Raw genomic sequence first — 22,531 nt, forward strand, 5'->3', positions numbered from 1 at the left:
CCTTACATTAACAAAAATGTTAATATTTTAATAGCTTAACATTTTTTGAGAATTTTGTTATGTATTTTAAAAACTTGCTTTTTGGTGTGTTCAAGGTTGCTATTATCAATTACAAAGTCTGATTTTTTTATTTTCTCGTCATCAGTCCATTGATTTTTCATTATGGCTTCAATTTTTTGTTTTGTAGTACTATCGCGCTCTAATAATCGTTTTACTCGTAATTCTTTATCTGCAATAACTGTAATAACAAAATCACAGGCTTTTTCTCCTCCATTTTCAAATAAAATAGCAACTTCTTTTATAACGTAAGGTGCCTTTTGTTTTATTACCCATTTTTCAAAATGTCTGGCAACTCTGGGGTGAATTATGGCATTCATCTTTTTTAAATAAGTATCATCATTAAAAATAATATTGGCTATCAATGGTTTGTTAAGCTTACCATCAAAATAGGCTTTATCTTCAAATAACTGATTAAGTTTTCGCTTAATAATTTTAGATTTATGCATCAATTTTTTAGCTTCTTCATCAGCTATATAAACAGGAACACCTAAAAGATTAAACTGTTTTGCAACGGTTGTTTTACCGCTTCCTATACCGCCTGTTAGTCCTACAATAATCATTTTGTTATGATAAATTCTATACGTTGTTGGCTAATTTTAGCATTTCTTACTTTTTCTGGAGTTTTAGCAAACTCTGGAATTAAAAATGATTGGTTATCGCTAATTTTATTATAATCGCAAACTACTTTAAAATTTTTGTTTGTTATACTACTATAATCGCTTAAACTAACATAATATGAAACATTTACAGCTTTAGGAAAATATTTTATTGTTATGTCTTTAGGTTTATTAATAATGGTTATTGGAATATTTAAAGTCCCTTCTGTAAATTTCTCAACTTTAGCTTTTATGGTAACCTCATTATTTGAAAAATTTAAATCAGATTTATTTTCTGGTAACTTCAGTTTTGTGTTTTTAGATATGTTTGATCTTACATCATTAATAGTAATTTCTTCTGTCTCTAAAAAATGTATTTTAGAGACTAAAATATTTGGTCCAACTATAACAATAGAATCTGGCTCTGAAACCAATTTGCTTGACATATTATAACCTGGTGTAAAATTCACATCTGCATTTACTTTAACAGGCACCTTTTTAACCAAATTTATACCATACCTAAAGATTAACGTATCTGGCGAAATATTAAGTAACTCTACTTGCTTATTAAACTGAGTATTGTTTAAATAGGCTTTAGATTTACTCCACATAAATACACCTTGTTTTTTATAAACATCTTTACTAAAATCAACTTTAATTTTTGGCTGAGATATATAGTATTTAAGCCATTTAAAACCATGGGTTTTTAATGTGATATTTAATTTTACTGAGTCGTTCAAAATGATATTTTCCTGAGGCACATTTATCTTTTCAATTTCGAAAGCAAGTGTATTTGTATATTCCTTTGAGAGCTTAGTAAATATTAAAATGATGAAAGCTGAAAACAAAAACAAAAAAAACACATTTATTCTTTTGTTTTTTATGGACTTAACAATTTCAGATTTTAACTTTTTTATCATTTCTGTTTAAAAAATAATTGTGGAAAATATTTTTCCGGTTCTTTATTTAATATAGATACAAAAGTTGATTTCAAAAACCCATATCCATACCCAAAAAATTGTGTCATAATAGCAATTAAAGAAAGCATAGATACAACAAGGTTTTTTGTTGAAACTAAAGCCACAATAAAGGCAACTATAAAATACAAAATATAAGCTAATATTAGCCATTTAAAACCCATAAAATACAGCAATATTGATGTAATAAAACCTATAATGAAAACTGTAGGAAACCAATATGTTATTTTTTTTGTTTGCGGATGCCACTTATTCAAAATGGGTCTTACCAAACCAAACTTATATACCTGTTTATAGAAATTACTCCATGAAATACGACGTTTATGATATACATAAGCCTGAGGAATTAGCTTTGTTTTAAACCCTAAATTCCAAAGTCGAATAGATAAATCTGGATCTTCTCCTGGGTGAATTTTGCCAAAACCATTAGAAGCAAAAAAAGCATTTTTAGAAATACCCATATTAAAACTTCTAGGTTGAAATTTATCTACACTATTTTTATTACCACGAATACCTCCAGTGGTAATAAACGATGTCATTGAAAAATTTATTGCCTTTTGAAGATTTGTAAACGATTTATGGGCTGCATCTGGTCCGCCAAAACAATCTACATAATTCTCTTTTAAGCTTTTTTCAACTTCATTTAAATAGTTTACTGGTAAAATACAATCGGAATCTAATATTATAAAATAGTTTCCTTTAGCATGCTGCATTCCAAAATTTCTTGAATCTCCAGGTCCAGAGTTTTCTTTAAAAAAATAAGATATATTAAGTTTACTTTTATAACTATCAACTACTTCTTTTGAGGATTTTGTTGACCCATCTTCAACAATTACAACTTCAAAAGGTATTTCAGTTTCCAAAGCTTCAAAACTTTGTAAAAGCTCCTGTATTTCGTCTGGACGGTTATAAACAGGAATTATAAATGAAAACTGTAATTTCATAGCACAAAAGTAACAAAAAAGCCATCTTAATAAAGATGGCTCGTTTTCTATATTTTAAAATATTTTATTCTTCTCCTGTAAATGTACTCATTACAGCATCACTAACACCCATATTACTAAATCCTCCATCATGATAAAGGTTTTGTAATGTTACTCGTTTAGTTAAATCACTAAATAATGATACCGTATAATTTGCACAATCTAAAGCGGTTGCATTACCAAGTGGAGACATTTTTTCTGCGTAAGCGATAAAACCATCAAACCCTTTTACACCACTACCTGCAGTAGTTGGCGTTGGTGATTGTGAAATTGTGTTAACACGCACTTTTTTATCACGACCGAAGAAATACCCAAAACTACGTGCAATACTTTCTAAATAGGCTTTATTATCTGCCATATCATTATAATCTGGAAATACACGTTGTGCCGCCATATAAGTTAGAGCCACAATACTTCCCCACTCGTTCATTGCATCACTTTTGTAAAGCGTTTGCATTAACTTATGAAAAGACATCGCAGAAACATCGGTTCCTTTTTGAGTCCAATCATAATTTTGATCTGTATAATGCTTTCCTTTTCTAACATTTATTGACATACCAATTGAGTGTAAAACAAAATCAATTTTACCTCCTAAAATCTCAGTAGATTTATCAACTAAGTTTTGTAAATCTTCAAGAGATGTGGCATCTGCAGGAATAATTTGTGAACCTGTTTTTTCAGCTAGCTCATTTATTTGCCCCATTCTCATTGCTACAGGCGCATTTGTTAATACAAATTCTCCGCCTTCTTCATGAACACGTTCTGCAGTTTTCCAAGCAATTGAGTTTGAATCTAAAGCTCCAAAAATGATTCCTTTTTTTCCTTTTAATAAATTGTATGACATATATTTTATTGTTAAGTCGTTAGTTGTTTAGTTCTTAAAAGTGCTCAAAGGTAAAAAACTTTTAACTTAAAACTTTTAACTTTTTTTAATTTAGTAATTCTTTAGCATGTGCAATAGCAGATGAAGACATTTCAATACCACCTAGCATTTGTGCAATTTCCACAATACGCTCGTCATGATTTAACTTTACCAAGTTAGTTTGAGTAACATCATTTACATCTTCTTTATAGACTTTAAAATGTGAATGTCCTTTCGCAGCAATTTGTGGTAAATGTGTTATAGAAAATACTTGCATATTTTTACTCATTTGCAGCATAATGTCGCCCATTTTATTTGAAATTTCACCAGAAACACCAGTATCAATTTCATCAAACATAATCGTTGGTAATTGAATATAATTAGCTAAAACCGATTTTATAGCAAGCATTATACGAGACAATTCACCGCCTGAAGCTGCTTTTTTAAGTTCATTAAAACTCCCGCCTTTATTGGCTGAAAACAAAAAGGATAATTCATCTTTTCCGTTAGCATAAAAAGTATTCGCAAAAGTTAAATCCATTTTAAACTGTGCATTTGGCATCCCTAAACTACTTAAAATGGTTTCAAGCTCTGTTTTTAATTGCGGAATAACTTCAGTCCTTTTTTTATGAATAGTTTTTGCAACTGTATTCAAATCATTTTCTTTTGAAGTAATTTCTGCTTGCTTCTTCTTAATAGTTTCATCAAGATTTTGGGTAACAGCAACTTTTTCATCTAGTTGATTTTTAATTTCGATTAAATCGGAAATATTATCAACTACATGCTTTTGCATTAAATTATGAAGTATTTTTAGTTTAGAATCGACCGTTTCAAGTCTATTTGGATCTGCATCTAAACCTTCTTGAAGTCTGTTTACTTCACTAAAAACATCATCAATTTCAATTAAACTACTTTGTGTTCTATTAAATATATCTTCATATTTTGATGAGTATGTAGTCAATTTTTGAAGCACATTTTTTAATGATGTAAGTGATGATAAAACACCTATTTGCTCTTCATTTAATAGTTGATATGCTTCAGAAAGTTTCTCTTGAATACTTTCAATATTATTTAAAGTTTCATACTCTTCTTCTAGCGTTTCAAGTTCACCTTCAATTAAATTAGCTTCAATAAGTTCATTTAACAAAAACAAATTGTAATCATGTTCTTTAATAGCTTCTGCTTGAAAATTTAAAAGCTCTTTTAACTCTTTTTGAAGACTTTTATAGACTTTTAACTCTTGTTTATATACCTGTAAATTTTCATCATTATTTGCAAGTGCATCAATAACCTGAAACTGAAAATCGTTACTAGTAAGCTCTAATGTTTGATGTTGTGAATGTATATCTATTAAACGTTCTCCTAAAACTTGTAGACTACTAAGATTTACTGGTGAATCGTTTACAAAGGCTCTCGATTTTCCTGATGGTAAAATTTCTCTACGAATAATAGTTTGGGTTTCGTAATCAAAATCTTCAGCTTTAAAAAGTGCTTTTAAATTATAGTTTGACACATTAAAAACAGCTTCAATAACACATTTTTGAGAATCGTCTTTTAAGCTACTTAAATCGGCTCGTTTACCAAGGATTAATGATAAACCTCCTAATAATATAGATTTTCCTGCACCAGTTTCTCCTGTGATTATTGAAAAACCATCATTAAAATCGACATGAAGTTTATCTATTAAAGCGTAATTTTTTATAGAAAGTGATGTTAGCAAAGTGTTTTAAAAGTATTAAAATTTGAAGAATAAATATAAGAAATGCCTTTTTAAAAAAGCATCATTTAATATTTAATATTTTGCCATTTACTACTATGCATTGGCGCTACTTTTTGCAGCATTTCTTTAACGTTAGCAATATTCACATTTGGTCCATCTGTAAAAATTTGTTCAATTTCATCTGCTTTTGCATCAAAAAATGTACGAAGAAGAAACGAGTTAGGTCTACGACTATTCATAGTTTGAAACTGTTGTAAAGATTTTCCAATTTCATCTTTGCCTTCTTTTGTATTATCACTCATAACATCTAAACCATTTCTGTGATAGTTATACATAACACTTCTATATTCTTTAAATGTTGGTGATAAAACATTATCTATTAATGCAAATCTGCTTTGTAAACCATCTTCTAGTTTCCAACCTTTAAAGTTGCCTTGTTGTGAATAGTTGACTATTGTTTGTGCTTGCTTATAATAAGCATCTCCACCTTTTTCTGAAAAAGAATCGGCATCTAAAGCTAAAACCATGTAAACATGAAATGCTAAAACCGACACTAAATTAGATTCAAATTGTGTTGGATTAAAAATTAAATTTTGAAATTCTAAATATCTAAAATTAAAATCTTTATCGTTAAAATTATAAATAGGTGTACTAAATGAAGACCCATAAACTGGACGTGAAGATTGTACTTGTATAGATGCTTGAAACGCTTCTCCACTATAACTAGTTACATTTATTACCATACTACAATCTATGCGCTCTTGGTTTTTAAATGTTTTATTTGTCCATTTTGTATTGTTAATAAACTCTGTAAGCTGCTTTTCTAAAGTTTTAAAAATGGGAAAGTTTTCATTACCGGTTTGTTGCGCATTAACAACTAAATTGCAATTCAATTCTTGTGAAAAACCTTTAATTACAAAGCAAAATATAAATACAACTAGGATGTTACGCATTAATTTGTGATATAATTTTATTTAATAAATCGGTTGCTACTTCAGCTTTAGATTTTAATTTAAACTCAGTGATGATTTCTTTATCATCTATAAAGGTTACTTTATTAGTGTCTCCCTTAAAACCTGCACCTTTATCATTTAACGAATTTAAAACAATTAAATTTAAATTCTTTCTTTTTAATTTCCCTTTGGCATTTTCAAGTTCATCATTGGTTTCTAAAGCGAAACCAACTAAATATTGCTGTTTTTTAATATCACCTAATGATGCCAAAATATCTTTTGTTTTCTCTAACTCTAAAGTTAACGTAGAATCTTTCTTCTTTATTTTCTGTGTAGCAACATCTTTTGGTTTATAATCGGCAACGGCTGCAGAAAGTATAGCCACATCAACACTATTAAAATACTCGTGAGCAGCATCATACATATCTTGTGCACTAGTTACTGGAACAATTTCAATTAAACTATGTGATACTTTTTGATGTGTTGGCCCTGTGATTAAAATAACTTCAGCACCATTATTTGCTGCTGCTTTGGCAATTTCAAACCCCATTTTACCGCTAGAATGATTTCCTATAAAACGTACAGGATCTATAGCCTCGTATGTTGGTCCTGCTGTAATTAGCACTTTTTTCCCACGAAGTGGAAGTTTGCCTAAAATATCATCTTCTATATAAGTTACAATATCTTCAGGTTCTGCCATTCTTCCTTCTCCCACTAATCCACTTGCTAATTCACCACTTGTAGCAGGAATCATTATGTTTCCATAACTTTTTAAGACTTTAAACGAACGACGAGTACTTTCGTGTTTGTACATATCTAAATCCATAGCTGGTGCAAAATACACAGGGCATTTAGCCGATAAATAGGTTGCTAATAATAAATTATCGCATACGCCATTTGCCATTTTAGATAGTGTATTAGCTGTAGCTGGAGCAATTATGAGTAAATCTGCCCATAAGCCTAAATCTACATGATTATTCCAAACAGCATTGTCATCCTCTTCATTTGTAAAGGATGAATATACAGGATGTTTTGAAAGTGTTGATAAGGTTAAAGGTGTGATAAAATCTTTTGCAGATGGCGTCAAAACTACTTTTACGTTTGCGCCCGATTTTACAAATAACCTTACTAATGAAGCCGATTTATAAGCGGCAATACCACCACTAATTCCTAATAGTATGTTCTTGCCGCTTAATATGCTCATAAGAAATTATTCCTGAGAATCTTCCTCAGTATTTCTAAAATAAATTTTATCTGTTAACCATTCTTGAACAGCTAATGCATGAGGTTTTGGTAATTTTTCGTAAAATTTAGATACCTCAATTTGCTCTTTGTTTTCAAAGATTTCTTCAAGACTGTCATTGTAAGTAGCAAATTCCTCTAACTTATCAATAAGTTCTTTTTTAATCTCAGTATTAATTTGTTCCGCACGTCTTGCGATGATAGAAATTGACTCGTAGATGTTTTCTGTTGGCTCATCTATTTGATTTCTGTCGTACGTTACCGTATTAACTGGAGCATTGGTTTTCTTTAAATCCATTGTCTTTATTATTTAACTTTTTGTGCTATAATTTTGTAATTCTTCTTCAATAGTCCCACTCATTTCATTAACAGTTTCTATATATTTAGAATTAGTAAATGTTTTTTTAAATGTATTTGAGAATTCTTTTGCGTTTTCTAAACGATCTTTCTTTAAATATAACAAACCTTCTTGAATAGTGTTTTTATATTCAACACTATTCATAGCTTGTTGATACATCGCATCTAGCTTATAAAACATGGCATCTTCACGTAATGAAGAACCTGGAAAATCGAAAAGGAAATTATCAAATGACTTTATAGCTGCATTAAAATCTTTAGTATAACCTGGAGCTATTTCTTTATATTGTTTTGCTATTTCAAAAGCTTTTTTCTCCAACTTAAAATCTAATTCTTGAACTAGCTTATTAGCTTCTTCAGCATATTGAGAATCTGGAAACAAATTGATAAACTCTTGAAGCTTCTCTATAGCATCTTTAGTCTCTTTTTGATCTTTGGAATAAACTGGAGACAGCATATAGTAACTCTTTGCACTAAAAAAAGAAGCTTCTTCTAATTTTTCGCTACTTGGGTAACTAGATGCAAAACGCTCAAACTGATAACCTGCAACGTAGTAATCTTTCATTTGATAAAATGAATTAGAATACAAGTACATTAATTTTTCAGCTTGTGGCTTACCTCTATAACTTGGTACAATTTGAGCAAAAAGCCTATTGGCTTTTGCAAACTTACCTTCGTTGTATAAGTCTTCTCCTAATTTAAATTTAACAGCAATATCTTCAGACTTTAATGCTTTTTGATATTCGCTACAACTAGTTAAAATAGTGAGTGTTATTAATATGTAAAAAAAGTTCTTCATAGAATTTTAAACAGAATGCAAAATTAAGTTATTAATATGGATTTTAAAAATATTATTTTAACGCTAAAATAATTGCTTAAAGCTAGTAATAATAAGGTTTAAGTAATATTTAACAATACTAAAACGTATTTACAAAATTTTGTATTTTCTTTTTTAAGTCATTTGATGCAGGGACTAATGGTAATCTTACTGTATCCTGACATAAATTTAAGGCTTCAAAAACAGCTTTTATTCCAGCTGGATTATTTTCTTCAAAAATATAACTAATAACATCCATAAGTTTATAATGAAGCTTATACGCTTCTTTAGCATCGCCTTTTAATCCTAAACGAATCATTTCTGAAAATGCCTTAGGAAATCCTTGTCCTATTACAGAAATCACACCTGAACCTCCTGCTAAAATAACACCTAAAGCTAAATCATCATCACCCGAAATAATTAAAAAATCTTCAGGTTTATTTTTAATCAACTCAAGATATTGAGACATATTGTTTCCTGCTTCCTTAACTGCAATAATGTTTTCAAAATCGTTTGCTAGTCTTAGAGTCGTTGCTGGCTCCATGTTTTTTGCAGTTCGCCCTGGAACATTATATAAAATAACATCTACTGGTGAAACTTTAGAAATTGCTTTAAAATGCTGATAAAGCCCTTCTTGTGTAGGCTTACTATAATATGGAGTTACCGATAAAATAGCATCAATATTACTTAAATCTGTCGATTCTATTTCTTCAATTACTAATGTTGTATTATTACCACCAACACCTAAAACCATTGGTACACGACCATTATTAGCTTTAGAAATAGTTTCTATAACGTCCTTCTTCTCTTGTTTCGTTATTGTTACACTTTCTCCTGTAGTACCACAAATTACAAGATATTCTACACCATTATCTATATTGAAATTTACAATATTAGTTAATGCATCATGGTCTATAGTTAAATCTGATTTAAATGGTGTAACTAGAGCTACTCCCGTTCCAAGAAACTTACTATTCATTTTAATTTAATTAATTTTATTTAATATAGTTAGGTATTTAACAACCTCTGCTTTAAATAGGTCAAATTGGTTTAGGTTGGTTTTTAAAATTAAATCATTTAAACGCTCATCTGTTTGCAAAATTCCAATTTTAAATTTTGCTTTAGAGCACGCAGTAATCATCTTAATTTCTAAAATTTCTTTTTTGTAGTAACTAATTAAAACATCAAATTCAGTATCTAAAAAAGATTGTAATTCCATGTTATTAATAGTTCCTTTCCAGCCAAAATCTTTTGGATTAAAACACAAATCCCAAGAGTTTAAATCATCTTTTTTCTTTTCAGAAAACGCTATGATTTTTAATTTGTTAGGACGAACTTTTATATAATCTGCTAATTTTTTAAACAACTCAAAATCATCAATTTCATCAATGTTTATGATGACACCGAGACTTTCAACTTTGCTATCATTAACATTTACATGCCTTTCAGATAGCAATTTGTTTAAATATTTTTTATTAGATTTTTCTTTAAAAACCTTTAAAATCATTTACCTTTATACTTTGCGCAAAGGTAGCAAAAGTACATTCAAAAATCTTGTTTAAAATATGAGGATTACATATTTATTTATTTTGTTATATTTTTTTGTTTTTTCAAGTTGTAAAGCAAAAAAGTTAGACGTGTCAAAAATTGATAGTAAACAAGTTGAAATTAACGACAATCTGTCTGCTAACAAAGAAATTGAAGACTTTATTAAACCTTTTAGAGAACATATTGAAAAAGATTTAGATAGTGTTTTAGCTTATTCAGTTGACACCTATTCAAAATCTGACGGTGATTTAAACACTGCTATTGGAAACTTTATGGCAGATGCTGTATATAGTGAAAGCAATCCTATTTTTAAAAGTAGAACTGGTCACGATATAGATATGGTTCTTTTAAATTATGGTGGTATTCGTTCAATTTTATCAAAAGGAAATGTTACTAAAAGAACTGCTTTTGAATTAATGCCCTTTGAAAATAGTGTTGTAGTTGCAGCTTTAAAAAGTGCTCAAATTGATAGTTTGATTAGCTATTTAAGCAAAGGAAAACGAGCGCACCCTATTTCAAAACTTAAGTTAACCTTAGATAAAGATTACCAAGTTGTTGAAGCTAAAATAAAAGGACAAAATATTGAACCCAATAAAACGTATTATGTAGCTACAAATGATTATTTATATAATGGTGGAGATAATATGAGTTTTTTTAAAACTAGTGATAGCCTTTATGTTCTAAATTATAAAATTAGAAATGCTTTAATTGATAACTTTATAAAGAACGATACTATAAGCCCAGTAATTGACGATAGATTTATTCAAATAAACTAATTTACTACAAATGAAACGTAGAGATTTTTTACAACAAGCATCAGCTGGAACCGCATTAGTAACTCTTGGCAGTTTAGGTCTACAGTCTTTCACAACAAAACCAAAAATATCAAAAATCACTATATTACATACTAACGATGTACATAGTCATATTGATGCTTTTGGACCTGAAGATGGAAAAAATGCGAATAAAGGTGGTGTTGCAAGAAGAGCAACTTTAATTGAATCTATTAGAAACGAAAATCCCAATACGCTTTTATTAGATGCTGGTGATATTTTTCAAGGCACACCGTACTTTAATTATTATGGCGGCGAATTGGAATTCAAACTAATGAGTAAGCTAAAATATGATGCTTCAACTATTGGTAATCATGATTTTGATAATGGTATTGATGGTTTATATGCACAATTACCACATGCTGAATTTGAATTCCTTTCTGCTAATTACGATTTCTCTAACACTATAATGGACACACATACAAAACCCTATAAAATCTTTAAAAAAGATGGTATTAAAATCGGGGTTTTTGGCTTAGGAATTGAATTAGATGGCTTGGTAGATCCTGCTATGTATAAAGAAACTAAATATTTAGATCCCATTGAAATCACACAAGATATAACTCGTATTTTAAAAGAAGATGAACAATGCGATTTAATAATTTGTCTCTCTCATTTAGGGTATCATTATAAAAATAATGAAACTAAAATAAGTGATTTAAAACTTGCTGCCGCCACAAAGGATATTGATTTAATTATTGGTGGACACACACATACATTTTTACCAAAACCAACAGTCGTAAAAAATATTGAAGGTAAAAATATGCTAGTAAACCAAGTTGGCTGCTATGGCCTTTACCTTGGTAAAATAGACTTTTATCTTGATGTTGATAAGAATAAATCAGCTAATGGTACTTCTATAATAGTTTAAGCTAAAATATTTTCTGAAGAATAGGATTCTTTAATCTCTGAAGTTTTATGCTTTTTAACATGGTTTTCAATTAGTGCATAACTAAACAAAAAGTAAAGTCCTACTACATATAATATTTTATGTAGCATAATAAAATTCCACTCATATAAATAATACACATTTATATAATCTAAAATTGTAGAAAATCCAAAACATACACAACTCGCTAAAAAAAGAATAGATCTTTTAGTTTGTGTGTTTAAATAAATTCCAAAAGATAAAAAAGTTAATATAATTAGCATAAAACTCTTAACAGCAAATAAATTTACTTCTAAACCATCTGCAATAACACTTTTCAGAAAGCCATAAAGAGCATATAATAGATACGTATTTATTAAAAAAACAGTCACTAAATAGATACCTATTAATTTATCTACTTCAAATAATTTAAATTTTGGTAAAGCAATAAGAAATAAGTATATAAAGCTTAAAAAATAAAAGGTATTTGATACATAAAAAAACATATCTCCTTTAATAAAAACTGAAGAAATATCTCCTAAAAAGGAAAAAAACAAAAACGAAATAAACGGAATGCTTAAAGATTTATTCTTTAATAAAAAGATAATTAAAAAAGCAGGAATCAATAATGGTATTGTAAACTGTAATAACAATTCTTTTTGGTAAAAAACACCAAAAAAATAAACTGTAATCATTAAAAGTAAAGTATAAAAAGAAACTTTACCGTAAGTAAATTTATTTAAATTTCTCAAAATATTATCATAAGTAGGTTGAGACAAAGATAAATATATATTTTTATTTCAACGTTAAAAACATACTTTTCGTCGATTTTTTAACAAAAAAAAGTATTTCATCTGATTTTTTAAAGAACAACTTGATAAGTTATGGAGAAAAGAGCGTCTAAGTGTTTATTAAAATTTATAAAATGAAGAAACATATCCCGTTAACTTTAAGAATTATTGTGGCTATTATATTAATTCAAACATTGCGTTTTAAATTTACGGCGCACCCAGATAGTGTTTATATTTTTGAAAAAGTGGGATTAGAACCATCTGGAAGGATAGGTATTGGTATTCTTGAATTAATTGCGGGTTTACTAATACTTATACCAAAAACTGTTTGGATTGGCGCAACTCTAACTTTAGGAATTATTAGTGGAGCTATATTTATGCACTTAACACAACTAGGAATTGAAATTAATAATGATGGAGGAATATTATTTACAACAGCTATTATAACATTTATTTTATCAGGAATTATACTTTATATGTATATAAAAGATATTCCTTTAAAAAAAAAGGATAATTTAAACTAGTCTAGTAACATATACTCTTGTTCTTTCTTTTTATCGTTTAATAATCTAGATTGTTGATAAAAGAAATAAAAGGCACCAACAGTAAGTGATGTAGCTATAATATTTAAAAAACTTCTTTTTTCTATATATATATAAGCGACATCCATAAATTCAGAAAAAACAATACACAAAGATCCTAAAAATAAGTATAATGATTTTTTATTGTCTTTATGAAAATAGTTTAATAATGATATGGCTAGTAATAAGACCACTACAATATTATAAATTAACTCTAAATAATAATCGCTTTCTGCTAATAAACTTGGATGAATAATTACTTGTAAAACATATACTAGATAAATATTTAAAATAATTAAAACTACTAAGTGTATTTTATTATTCCTCAACAAGTATTTAAAACTAAGAGACTTACCAATCTTTACCACCAAAAACATATAAGCCAATATATATAATGAATTTCCAATATAATATTTGTATTCATTAAACATTTCAGCTCTTTCAAAAGACAAATAACTAGTCACTAAGCCCATCAAATCCGATAAGGAATATAATATAAAAAAAAGAGAGAAGAATATATCTTTTTTCTTATTAAATATCATGTAACTTAATGCTATTAAAGGCACAATTAATGAGTTTAAATTATAAGCCATAGTGTCGTTGCCTACTAATTCAAATATGGCAAAAAACACATAACAAATAATAATAAAACTTACCAAGACTTTCGACTTGTACATAACAGTAATTAATGGTTAATTCTCAAATATAAAATATTTTTACAAATAATCGATAAAAAAAAGCGTTTTATCGATTAAAAGTTATTTTTTTATTATTTTTTGTAAGAAATTATACTCATTTATTAATTCAATATTAAGTTTTTCTGCTTTATCTTTTTTACTTGGCCCCATATTATCACCCGCAACAATATAACTCGTTTTTGATGAAATAGAGCTACTAACTTTACCACCATTATCTTCAATAAGTTTTTTTAACTCATTTCTGGAAATTGATTCAAAAACTCCCGTTATAACAATTGATTGTCCTTCTAATATATTAGTTTTCCCTATAAGCTCTTCTGCAGACATTTCTAATTGAACGCCAAATTGCTTTAATCTATTAACAATAAAGATGTTTTCTTCTGAAGAAAAGAAAGCATTTACACTTTCAGCTATTTTGATCCCAATTTCATCTACATTAACCAATTCTTCTTCTGAGGCGTTTTCAATTGCTTCAATGCTTTTATAATGTCTAGCTAATTTTTTAGCTACAGTTTCCCCAACATATCGAATCCCTAAAGCATACAAAACACGTTCAAAAGGAATACTTTTTGATTTCTCAACTCCCTGAATTAAATTTTCTGCACTTTTTTCTGCCATTCGCTCTAAAGGAATAACTTGCTCTTTTGTTAATTCATACAAATCTGAATAATTGCTAATCAAACCTTCATTAACTAAAAGCGCAACTGTTTCTCCTCCTAAACCTTCTATATCCATAGCTTTTCTAGATATAAAATGTTGAATTCTCCCAATAATTTGAGGATTACAACCATTATAATTTGGGCAGTAATGCTGAGCTTCCCCTTCTTGCCTAACAAGTTCCGTTTGGCATTCAGGACAATGGGTAATATATTGTGTAGGCAGAGAATCCACAGGTCGCTTTGTTAAATCTACTCCAAGAATTTTCGGGATAATCTCCCCGCCTTTTTCAACATAAACCTCGTCTCCTACTCTAATATCTAATTTTTCAATCTGATCTGCATTGTGTAATGATGCTCTTTTTACAGTTGTACCAGCCAACTCAACAGGCTCCAAATTTGCAACAGGCGTAATAGCGCCAGTTCGTCCAACTTGATAAGTAATACTATTTAATTTTGTTGAAACTTGCTCCGCCTTAAATTTATAAGCCATTGCCCAACGTGGTGCTTTGGCTGTATAACCCAATTCTTCTTGTTGTTGTAAACTGTTTACTTTTATTACCACACCATCAGTTTCATATGGCAAATTATGGCGATGTGTATTCCAGTAATCAATAAACTCTAAAACATCATCAATAGAGTTAACTAATTTTGCAGCATCTGGAACTTTAAATCCCCATTGTCTTGCCTTTTCTAAACTTTCAGATTGTGTTTTAACACCTAAGTCGGTTCCTGTTAAATTATAAAGTAAACACTCTAACGGACGTTTAGCAACTTCGGCACTATCTTGTAATTTCAAACTTCCTGACGCTGTATTTCTTGGGTTTCTATAAGGTTCTTCTCCAATTTCAATACGTTCTTCATTCATTTTATTAAAGCCATCAAAAGGTAAAACAATTTCACCTCGTATATCAAATTTAGGCGGATAATCGCCCTTTAATTGAAGTGGTACAGATTTAATTGTTTTAACATTTGCTGTTACATTATCACCTTGAAATCCATCGCCACGCGTAACCGCTTTAACCAGTTTACCTGATTCGTAGGTTAGACTTATTGAAGCGCCGTCGTATTTTAGCTCGCAAGTATATTGAACATCGCCATCAACTAATTTTTTAATACGCTTTTCCCAATCTAGTAAATCTTCTTTTGAATATGAATTATCTAAAGAATACATGCGATACTCATGCGGAATTGTCTCAAAGTTTTTAGTTACTTCTCCCCCAACGCGTTGTGATGGTGAATTAGCATCAAAAAATTCTGGATGTTTTGCTTCAAGTTCTTGAAGTTCTTGAAGTTTAATATCAAATTCGTAATCTGAAATTACAGCACTATCAAGCACATAATAATTATAGTTGTGTTCACGCAATTCGTTACGCAAAGTTTCAATTTGTTTTTCTACTGTATTCATTAATTTAAAACCCCTTTTATCATTCTATCTTTTTTAAAGATATCTTGTTTTAATTGTATGTTTGAAAAATTATTATGGTTTAGCAAAGCAATCATGTCGTTTCCAAGATACTCATTGATTTCAAAAAACAACACCCCTTTTTTTGATAAATTATTAACCGCAAATTGAGAAATAGCCTCATAAAAAAGTAATGGATTTTCATCTTTTACAAAGAGTGCCAAATGTGGCTCATTATCTAAAACATTAGACTTTATTAATTCCTTTTCTTTCTCTCTTACATAAGGCGGATTGGAAACTATAATATCAAATTTTGCATTAATAATTGGCTGCTCTAAAATACTAGCTTCTATAAATTCAATATTAACATTATTTAATTGAGCATTTATTTTAGCGATTTTTAATGCTTCACTAGAAACATCTAAAGCATATACTTTAGCCTTTTTAATATGTTTAGCCAAAGAAATTGCAATACAACCACTTCCTGTACCAATATCTAATATGTTTCTTTGTTTATCGTTATGTTTTATAATCCATTCTACCAATTCTTCAGTTTCTGGTCTTGGTATTAAAACATGTTCGTTTACTTTAAATGGTAAACCATAAAACTCAGTTTCACCTAATATATATTGTAATGGTTTTTCCCGTTTTAATGAGTCTAAAGCATTTAAAATAACATTGCAATCATCAACCTCATAATCAGGATTCATGGCCAATTGAATTCTAGACACATTATAATATGATTCTATCAAGATGTAAAAAAAACTATCTACTTCTTCTTTTAAATAAATAGCATCTAATTCTTGGTGAAATGTATTTTGAATATCTTTTAATCGCATAAATCTTTTATCATCCAAACACCACATGAGTAATGTCCTGTGTTACCTAAAGCACCTTCTAAATGTTTAAAACCATTGCTTTCATAAATGTGGATAGCTGCTTTTAACTGTGAAGCAGACTCTAAATAACATTGCTTAAAACCTAATTTTTTTGCAGACTGCACACATTTTTCAAATAGCTTTCTCCCATATCCTTTGCCTCTTACTTTTGGCGAAAAGTACATTTTTTGAATTTCGCAAACATCATTTTCAAAATCCTTTAAAGGTTTAACACCACCGCCTCCTAATATTTCGCCATTTAATTCAATAACATAATAAACATCATTATCGTTTTGATAAGACTCATACATTCTTGGAGTTTCTTCATCTGAATATGCCGTGCCTTCTAAAGGAATTTTAAATTCATGAAAACACGCTCTAATAACTTGCTCCAATTGTGCATTGTCTTGAGGTTCAATTTCTCGAATAACTATAGTATCTTTACTCACTTAATTGGTGTTTTTTAATGAGTGAAGATACGTTAAATAGAAAAAAACTAAAATGAAAAGACTCATAATCTTATCAACAATATGTATGTTGCTTTTTGGCTGTTCGGTTAATGAGAAACCACAATTTATTGGTTTAGAAAATATTAAAGTTTTAGAATCCACACCTAAATACGTGACTATAACTGCAGATGCTTTGTTTATAAACCCAAACGATATTGGTGGTAGTTTGAAAACAGATGAAATAAAAGTGTTTGTTAATGACAATGAAATGGCTACCGTTTCTGCCGAAAACTTTAAAATACCTGCAAAAAATAAATTCTCAATGCCACTAAAAACTAAAGTACCAACAGACAGCCTTTTTAGCAATAAAAATTTGAGTGGTTTATTAGGTAGTTTATTTAGCAAAAAAGTAAAAGCCCAATATAAAGGCATTATTGAATATAGCACATTTGGTTTTTCATATTCTTATAACATTGATAAAACCGAAGATGTGAAAATTAACTTTTAGTCTTGAACACTCACGAAACCTATATAAAACGTTGCATAGAAATTGCCAAAAACGGATTGGGAAATACAAGACCAAACCCAATGGTTGGCAGTGTTATTGTACATAATAATAAAATTATTGGAGAGGGCTACACTAGTAAATATGGTGGAAATCATGCCGAGGTAAATGCTATAAACTCGGTTGTAAATAAAAATTTATTGAAAGAAGCCACACTTTATGTCACACTAGAACCTTGTTCCCACTATGGAAAAACGCCACCTTGTAGTGACCTTATTATTAGTCATCAAATTCCGAATGTAGTGATTGGTTGCATTGATGATAATGAAAAGGTAGCAGGAAAAGGAATTGAAAAACTAAAAAAGGCAGGCTGTAATGTAACTGTAGGTGTTTTAGAAAATGAATGTAAAAACCATCATAAACGCTTTTTTACTTATTTCAACAAAAAAAGACCTTATATTATTTTAAAATGGGCTGAAACAACAGATGGTTTTATTGCTCCAATAACCAAAAACGAAAAAAAACCAGTTTGGATTACTAACGAATATTCGAGACAATTAGTGCATAAATGGCGCGCTGAAGAACAAGCTATTTTAGTTGGCACAAATACTGTTACTGAAGATAATCCATCGTTAACAACACGAGATTGGTTTGGAGAAAATCCAATAAGAATAGTAATTGACCGAGAAAAAAAATTAACTAAAGATTATGCGGTTTTTAATAACAACTCTAAAACCATTACAATAACAAGTAAAGACATAGATTTTTCAAAAAACATTGCTGAACAAACCTGTACTATTTTATTTGAAAATAATATCAATTCAATAATTATTGAAGGTGGCGCAAAAACATTACAGACTTTTATTAATGAAAATCTATGGGATGAAGCAAGAATTTTTACAGGTACAGTTTCATTTAAAAATGGTATTAAGGCTCCAAATTTTTCAGGTGAATTAATTTCTGAAGAAAAAATAAATCTAGATATTCTTAAAATTTACAAGAATGATTAAAACAATAATATTCGATTTTGGCAATGTATTCATAAACCTTGATATTGAAGGTGCCAAAAATTATGCTTTAGAAAAGTTTGACGTTAATGCTTTATCAGATGAAATGCTTGCTTTTAATAGCTTTTACGAACAAGGTTTAATTTCTACGGACGAATTTCTTGAATTTTATTCTGAAAATTTTCCGAAACTTTCAAAAGATGAATTAATTGATGTTTGGAATTACATACTGAAAGATTTTCCAAAATATCGTTTAGAGTTTTTAAAAGAGTTAAAAGCTTCTTCAAAATATAAACTCATTCTTTTAAGTAATACCAACGAACTTCACATCAATTGGATTAAGCAAAATATATTGTTTTATGAAGAGTTCAAAAATTGTTTTGATGCTTTTTATTTATCACACGAAATTAACTTAGTGAAACCCAATACTGATATTTTTGAATTTGTTTTAGATGAAAACGACCTAAAAAACAACGAATGTTTTTTTATTGATGATAACCAAGACAATATAAATACCGCCAATAAACTAAAGGTTAAAACTTGGCATATAAACCCTGCTACAGAAGATATAACCAATTTATTCAAAACAAAAGATAAATTATTTGCTTGAAAAAGATACATACAAAACCATTTTAACCACTCCAGAACCTGTTTTATTTAAAGATAAAAACAGTAAGTTTTTTGGTTACGCCTTTCCTGTTTTAAGTGAAGAAGATGTGAAGTCAAACTTAGAACAACTAAAAAAAGAACATCACTCTGCAAGACATTGGTGCTATGCTTATCAAATAGGAACAGAAACAATAAGTTACCGTGCAAATGACGATGGTGAGCCAAACAATTCTGCTGGCATGCCTATTTATGGGCAGATACAATCTTTTGATGTTACAAACATTTTAATTGTAGTAGTCCGTTATTTTGGTGGCGTTAAATTAGGTGTTGGAGGTTTAATAAACGCCTACAAAACGGCCTCACAAATGATACTTGAAAATTCAACTATCGTTGAAAAAACAATAAATATTGACTTTCTTATTAGCTTTGATTATAAAAACATGAATACGGTAATGCGTATTATTAAAGAAAAGCAATTAAACATAACCCATCAAAAACTAGAAATGGATTGCCAGATTACTATTTCGGTAAGAAAAAAAGAAGCTGAATTTGTTTTCAACATTTTCAATAATCTTTTCGAAATCGAAATTAAAGAAGCTTAAATTAATCTTCAAGTAGGTCTAATATATACTTTGGCGCTTTAACTGGCCGGTTAGTTTCCATGTCTACAAACACTAAAGTCGTACTAGCAGTTGTTAAAATTTCACCTTTCTCATTTGTGATTTCATAATCAAATTCAATCTTTGCTGTAGGCTTGTTTTTAAGTTGTGTTTTTACATTAATTACATCATCATAACCTGCTGGTTTTTTATAGTTTAAGCTGAGAGAAACAACAGGTAACATAATTCCATTCTCCTCCATATATTTGTAAGAAATACCCATTTTTCTTAACCACTCAACACGCCCCATTTCAAGATATAATGCGTAATTCCCGTGATATACGACTCCCATTTGGTCTGTTTCACCATATCTCACTCTAATTTGTATTTCATCGAATTTCATAGGCTTGTTTAAATATTTTTTTGTAGTTTCGGCTGACGGCTAAACATGAGGAAAAAATTCTAAAAATTCAATAGTAAATGATTTTTTTTTTAAGAATTTTGTTCACATATTTGCCTCACTATTAAAGGGGGATATGAAAAGCTATTTTTCATACGCATTCTAACTAAAACAAAAACCAAAAATAAAACTAAAAAATGAGTGTAACTGCGCAATCGGTATGGAATAATTGTCTCGAATTTATAAAGGATAATATTCAACCGCAAGCATACAAAACATGGTTTGAACCCATAAGTGCAGTTAAACTTACGGATAACGCATTAAGTATTCAAGTACCTAGTAAATTCTTTTATGAGTGGCTTGAAGAACATTATGTGAAAATTCTTAAAGTATCACTCACAAAAGAGTTAGGAGAAACGGCTAAGCTTGTTTACATTATTAAAATGGAAAACACTTATGGCAACAAACAACCCTTTACAGAAAAAATTCCAAGTTCAAATAGAGGCGCATTAAAATCTCAAGATGTTGATGTTCCATTAAATAATAAGAGTCCAGAATTAAGAAACCCATTTGTAATTCCTGGAATTAGAAATGTAAAAATTGAATCTCAACTTAACCCTAATTACAGTTTTGAAAATTTTCTAGAAGGAGATTCTAATAGACTGGCTCGTAGTGCAGGTTTGGCTGTTGCAGCAAAACCAGGTGGCACATCTTTTAACCCTTTATTAATTTTTGGTGGTGTTGGTTTAGGAAAAACGCATTTAGCTCACGCTATTGGTGTTGATATAAAAGATAAGTATCCAGAAAAAACGGTTTTATATATTTCTGCTGAAAAATTCACGCAACAATATATAGATGCAGTAAAGAAAAATAATAGAAATGATTTTATTCATTTTTATCAAATTATAGATGTATTAATTATTGATGATGTGCAATTCCTTTCTGGAAAAACAGGAACTCAAGATGTTTTCTTTCACATTTTCAATCATTTACATCAAAATGGAAAACAGGTTGTTTTAACTAGTGATAAGGCTCCTGTAGACATGCAAGATATTGAACAACGTTTATTATCTCGTTTTAAATGGGGATTATCGGCAGAATTACAAAACCCTGATTTTGAAACCAGAGTTTCTATCTTGAAAAACAAATTATATCGTGATGGTGTTGAAATGCCTGAAGATATTATTGAATACGTTGCTAAAAACATTAAAACGAATGTTAGAGAACTTGAAGGTGCTATCATTTCGTTAATTGCTCAATCGTCTTTCAATAAAAAAGAAATCACTATTGATTTAGCTAGAATTATTGTAGAGAAGTTTGTAAAAAACACCAAACGCGAAGTTTCTATAGATTATATTCAAAAAGTAGTGTCTGATTATTTCCAAATGGATATTGATACTCTACAATCTAAAACAAGAAAACGCCATATAGTTCAAGCAAGACAATTAGCTATGTTTTTTGCCAAAAAGTTCACCAAAGCCTCTTTAGCAAGTATTGGTTCTCAAATTGGAAAACGTGATCATGCAACCGTACTACATGCTTGTAAAACAGTAGATAATTTATCTTCAACCGATAAGCAATTTAGAAAATACGTTGAAGATATCACCAAAAAACTTTCTGTTTAAAATTCGCTTAAAATGACTAAAATTCTGATGGTATGCTTGGGAAACATTTGTCGTTCTCCACTAGCCGAAGGTATTTTAAAATCAAAACTCCCTAAAGATTCTTTTACTATTGATTCTGCAGGAACTGCTAATTATCATACTGGAAATTCTCCTGACAAACGTTCCATTGCTGTTGCTAGAAAAAACAGTTTAGATATTTCAAATCTTAGAGGCAGACAGTTTCATGTTTACGATTTTGATATGTTTGATTGGATTTATGTTATGGATGAATCTAATTTCAAAAATGTTATTAAGTTAGCTAGAAATGATGAAGATATTGCCAAAGTAAAATTTATTTTAAACGAGGTTTATCCAAATCAAAACCATGATGTTCCAGATCCATATTATGGAGGTGATGAAGGTTTTGAAAATATTTATAAAATGCTAAATGAAGCTTGCGATAATATTGCAAAAAAACTAAATCCCTAATTTGTTTCAAAAAATAGCCGCTTATTTATTAACTTTACATGAAA

The 22,531-nt window shown here is 29.3% G+C and carries 26 protein-coding genes; 9 read left to right on the forward strand and 17 right to left on the reverse strand.

From position 1 onward, the window contains the following. Positions 1 to 35: 35 nt before the first annotated feature. The 11 genes from coaE to BT151_RS09320 all read right to left on the reverse strand — a co-directional run bounded on the left by coaE (position 36) and on the right by BT151_RS09320 (position 10,074). Positions 36 to 620, reverse strand: a complete 585-nt coding sequence (gene coaE, locus BT151_RS09270) for a dephospho-CoA kinase (RefSeq protein ID WP_072401510.1) — start codon at positions 618 to 620, stop codon at positions 36 to 38. Then, on the reverse strand, positions 617 to 1,576 hold the full coding sequence (locus tag BT151_RS09275; RefSeq protein ID WP_245794772.1) for a CdaR family protein: 960 nt from the start codon (positions 1,574 to 1,576) through the stop codon (positions 617 to 619). Before BT151_RS09275 ends, coaE begins: the two co-directional genes overlap by 4 nt. Beyond that, a complete protein-coding gene (locus BT151_RS09280; protein ID WP_072401511.1) occupies positions 1,573 to 2,577 on the reverse strand; it encodes a glycosyltransferase family 2 protein in 1,005 nt (334 codons plus the stop codon). Before BT151_RS09280 ends, BT151_RS09275 begins: the two co-directional genes overlap by 4 nt. 64 nt (positions 2,578 to 2,641) lie before the next feature. Further along, a complete protein-coding gene (locus tag BT151_RS09285) occupies positions 2,642 to 3,460 on the reverse strand; it encodes an enoyl-ACP reductase FabI (RefSeq protein WP_072401512.1) in 819 nt (272 codons plus the stop codon). Positions 3,461 to 3,545: 85 nt separating this feature from the next. Next, entirely contained in the window at positions 3,546 to 5,198 is a 1,653-nt protein-coding gene (gene recN, locus BT151_RS09290; protein ID WP_072401513.1) for a DNA repair protein RecN, read from the reverse strand. A gap of 65 nt (positions 5,199 to 5,263) precedes the next feature. Next, positions 5,264 to 6,151, reverse strand: a complete 888-nt coding sequence (gene porD, locus BT151_RS09295) for a type IX secretion system protein PorD (protein WP_072401514.1) — start codon at positions 6,149 to 6,151, stop codon at positions 5,264 to 5,266. Next, positions 6,144 to 7,355: a bifunctional phosphopantothenoylcysteine decarboxylase/phosphopantothenate--cysteine ligase CoaBC gene (coaBC, locus tag BT151_RS09300; RefSeq protein WP_072401515.1), complete on the reverse strand. Its 1,212-nt coding sequence runs from the start codon at positions 7,353 to 7,355 to the stop codon at positions 6,144 to 6,146. Before coaBC ends, porD begins: the two co-directional genes overlap by 8 nt. A 6-nt stretch (positions 7,356 to 7,361) precedes the next feature. Continuing rightward, on the reverse strand, positions 7,362 to 7,691 hold the full coding sequence (locus tag BT151_RS09305) for a DNA-directed RNA polymerase subunit omega (protein ID WP_072401516.1): 330 nt from the start codon (positions 7,689 to 7,691) through the stop codon (positions 7,362 to 7,364). A 12-nt stretch (positions 7,692 to 7,703) separates the two neighbouring features. Further along, the gene (locus BT151_RS09310) at positions 7,704 to 8,549 is read right to left on the reverse strand and encodes an outer membrane protein assembly factor BamD (protein ID WP_072401517.1); all 846 of its coding nucleotides are present in this window, start codon (positions 8,547 to 8,549) and stop codon (positions 7,704 to 7,706) included. Between the two features lie 118 nt (positions 8,550 to 8,667). Beyond that, positions 8,668 to 9,546 (reverse strand): 4-hydroxy-tetrahydrodipicolinate synthase, encoded by an 879-nt coding sequence (dapA, locus tag BT151_RS09315; RefSeq protein WP_072401518.1) that lies wholly within the window; start codon positions 9,544 to 9,546, stop codon positions 8,668 to 8,670. Between the two features lie 6 nt (positions 9,547 to 9,552). Next, on the reverse strand, positions 9,553 to 10,074 hold the full coding sequence (locus BT151_RS09320) for a DUF6913 domain-containing protein (protein ID WP_072401519.1): 522 nt from the start codon (positions 10,072 to 10,074) through the stop codon (positions 9,553 to 9,555). Positions 10,075 to 10,204: 130 nt separating this feature from the next. Between BT151_RS09320 and BT151_RS09325 the strand changes: the two genes are divergently transcribed. Then, positions 10,205 to 10,891 carry a 5'-nucleotidase C-terminal domain-containing protein gene (locus BT151_RS09325; RefSeq protein ID WP_317041227.1) on the forward strand — a complete coding sequence of 229 codons (687 nt, stop codon included), beginning with the start codon at positions 10,205 to 10,207 and terminating at the stop codon, positions 10,889 to 10,891. A gap of 10 nt (positions 10,892 to 10,901) precedes the next feature. Then, a complete protein-coding gene (locus BT151_RS09330; protein WP_072401521.1) occupies positions 10,902 to 11,819 on the forward strand; it encodes a bifunctional metallophosphatase/5'-nucleotidase in 918 nt (305 codons plus the stop codon). On the opposite strand, the gene BT151_RS09335 is transcribed toward BT151_RS09330, so the two are convergent. Beyond that, the gene (locus tag BT151_RS09335; RefSeq protein WP_143144281.1) at positions 11,816 to 12,511 is read right to left on the reverse strand and encodes a hypothetical protein; all 696 of its coding nucleotides are present in this window, start codon (positions 12,509 to 12,511) and stop codon (positions 11,816 to 11,818) included. The genes BT151_RS09330 and BT151_RS09335 overlap by 4 nt on opposite strands. A gap of 230 nt (positions 12,512 to 12,741) precedes the next feature. Between BT151_RS09335 and BT151_RS09340 the strand changes: the two genes are divergently transcribed. Further along, a complete protein-coding gene (locus tag BT151_RS09340; RefSeq protein WP_072401525.1) occupies positions 12,742 to 13,131 on the forward strand; it encodes a DoxX family membrane protein in 390 nt (129 codons plus the stop codon). Here the strand turns inward: BT151_RS09340 and BT151_RS09345 are convergent. The 4 genes from BT151_RS09345 to BT151_RS09360 all read right to left on the reverse strand — a co-directional run bounded on the left by BT151_RS09345 (position 13,128) and on the right by BT151_RS09360 (position 17,274). Then, positions 13,128 to 13,865: a hypothetical protein gene (locus BT151_RS09345; protein ID WP_072401527.1), complete on the reverse strand. Its 738-nt coding sequence runs from the start codon at positions 13,863 to 13,865 to the stop codon at positions 13,128 to 13,130. The two genes, BT151_RS09340 and BT151_RS09345, sit on opposite strands and share 4 nt — an antisense overlap. Before the next feature lie 81 nt (positions 13,866 to 13,946). Next, complete coding sequence (gene ligA, locus BT151_RS09350; RefSeq protein ID WP_072401529.1) at positions 13,947 to 15,950, reverse strand: NAD-dependent DNA ligase LigA; 2,004 nt, start codon at positions 15,948 to 15,950, stop codon at positions 13,947 to 13,949. Then, positions 15,950 to 16,786: a peptide chain release factor N(5)-glutamine methyltransferase gene (gene prmC / locus BT151_RS09355; RefSeq protein WP_072402622.1), complete on the reverse strand. Its 837-nt coding sequence runs from the start codon at positions 16,784 to 16,786 to the stop codon at positions 15,950 to 15,952. Before prmC ends, ligA begins: the two co-directional genes overlap by 1 nt. After that, a complete protein-coding gene (locus tag BT151_RS09360) occupies positions 16,777 to 17,274 on the reverse strand; it encodes a GNAT family N-acetyltransferase (RefSeq protein WP_072401530.1) in 498 nt (165 codons plus the stop codon). Before BT151_RS09360 ends, prmC begins: the two co-directional genes overlap by 10 nt. A gap of 52 nt (positions 17,275 to 17,326) precedes the next feature. Here BT151_RS09360 and BT151_RS09365 point away from each other — a divergent pair, with 52 nt between their 5' ends. Genes BT151_RS09365 through BT151_RS09380 form a run of 4 tightly spaced genes read left to right on the forward strand, consistent with a single transcriptional unit; the run spans position 17,327 to position 19,997 of the window. After that, the gene (locus tag BT151_RS09365) at positions 17,327 to 17,782 is read left to right on the forward strand and encodes an LEA type 2 family protein (protein WP_072401531.1); all 456 of its coding nucleotides are present in this window, start codon (positions 17,327 to 17,329) and stop codon (positions 17,780 to 17,782) included. A gap of 2 nt (positions 17,783 to 17,784) precedes the next feature. Then, a complete protein-coding gene (gene ribD, locus BT151_RS09370; protein WP_072401532.1) occupies positions 17,785 to 18,789 on the forward strand; it encodes a bifunctional diaminohydroxyphosphoribosylaminopyrimidine deaminase/5-amino-6-(5-phosphoribosylamino)uracil reductase RibD in 1,005 nt (334 codons plus the stop codon). Beyond that, positions 18,782 to 19,396 (forward strand): HAD family hydrolase, encoded by a 615-nt coding sequence (locus BT151_RS09375; protein WP_072401534.1) that lies wholly within the window; start codon positions 18,782 to 18,784, stop codon positions 19,394 to 19,396. Before ribD ends, BT151_RS09375 begins: the two co-directional genes overlap by 8 nt. Then, positions 19,389 to 19,997: an IMPACT family protein gene (locus tag BT151_RS09380; protein ID WP_072401536.1), complete on the forward strand. Its 609-nt coding sequence runs from the start codon at positions 19,389 to 19,391 to the stop codon at positions 19,995 to 19,997. The genes BT151_RS09375 and BT151_RS09380 overlap by 8 nt, the downstream gene beginning before the upstream one ends. A gap of 1 nt (position 19,998) precedes the next feature. Here the strand turns inward: BT151_RS09380 and BT151_RS09385 are convergent, their stop codons facing one another. Continuing rightward, positions 19,999 to 20,397, reverse strand: coding sequence for an acyl-CoA thioesterase (locus tag BT151_RS09385; protein ID WP_072401538.1), 399 nt, complete (start codon positions 20,395 to 20,397; stop codon positions 19,999 to 20,001). Positions 20,398 to 20,591: 194 nt separating this feature from the next. Here BT151_RS09385 and dnaA point away from each other — a divergent pair, with 194 nt between their 5' ends. Next, positions 20,592 to 22,019, forward strand: a complete 1,428-nt coding sequence (gene dnaA, locus BT151_RS09390) for a chromosomal replication initiator protein DnaA (RefSeq protein WP_072401541.1) — start codon at positions 20,592 to 20,594, stop codon at positions 22,017 to 22,019. A 12-nt stretch (positions 22,020 to 22,031) separates the two neighbouring features. Continuing rightward, entirely contained in the window at positions 22,032 to 22,487 is a 456-nt protein-coding gene (locus BT151_RS09395; RefSeq protein WP_072401544.1) for a low molecular weight protein-tyrosine-phosphatase, read from the forward strand. The last annotated feature ends 44 nt before the right edge of the window (positions 22,488 to 22,531 follow it).

The organism is Flaviramulus basaltis (assembly GCF_900114265.1).
GTDB classification, from domain to species: Bacteria; Bacteroidota; Bacteroidia; order Flavobacteriales; family Flavobacteriaceae; genus Flaviramulus; species Flaviramulus basaltis.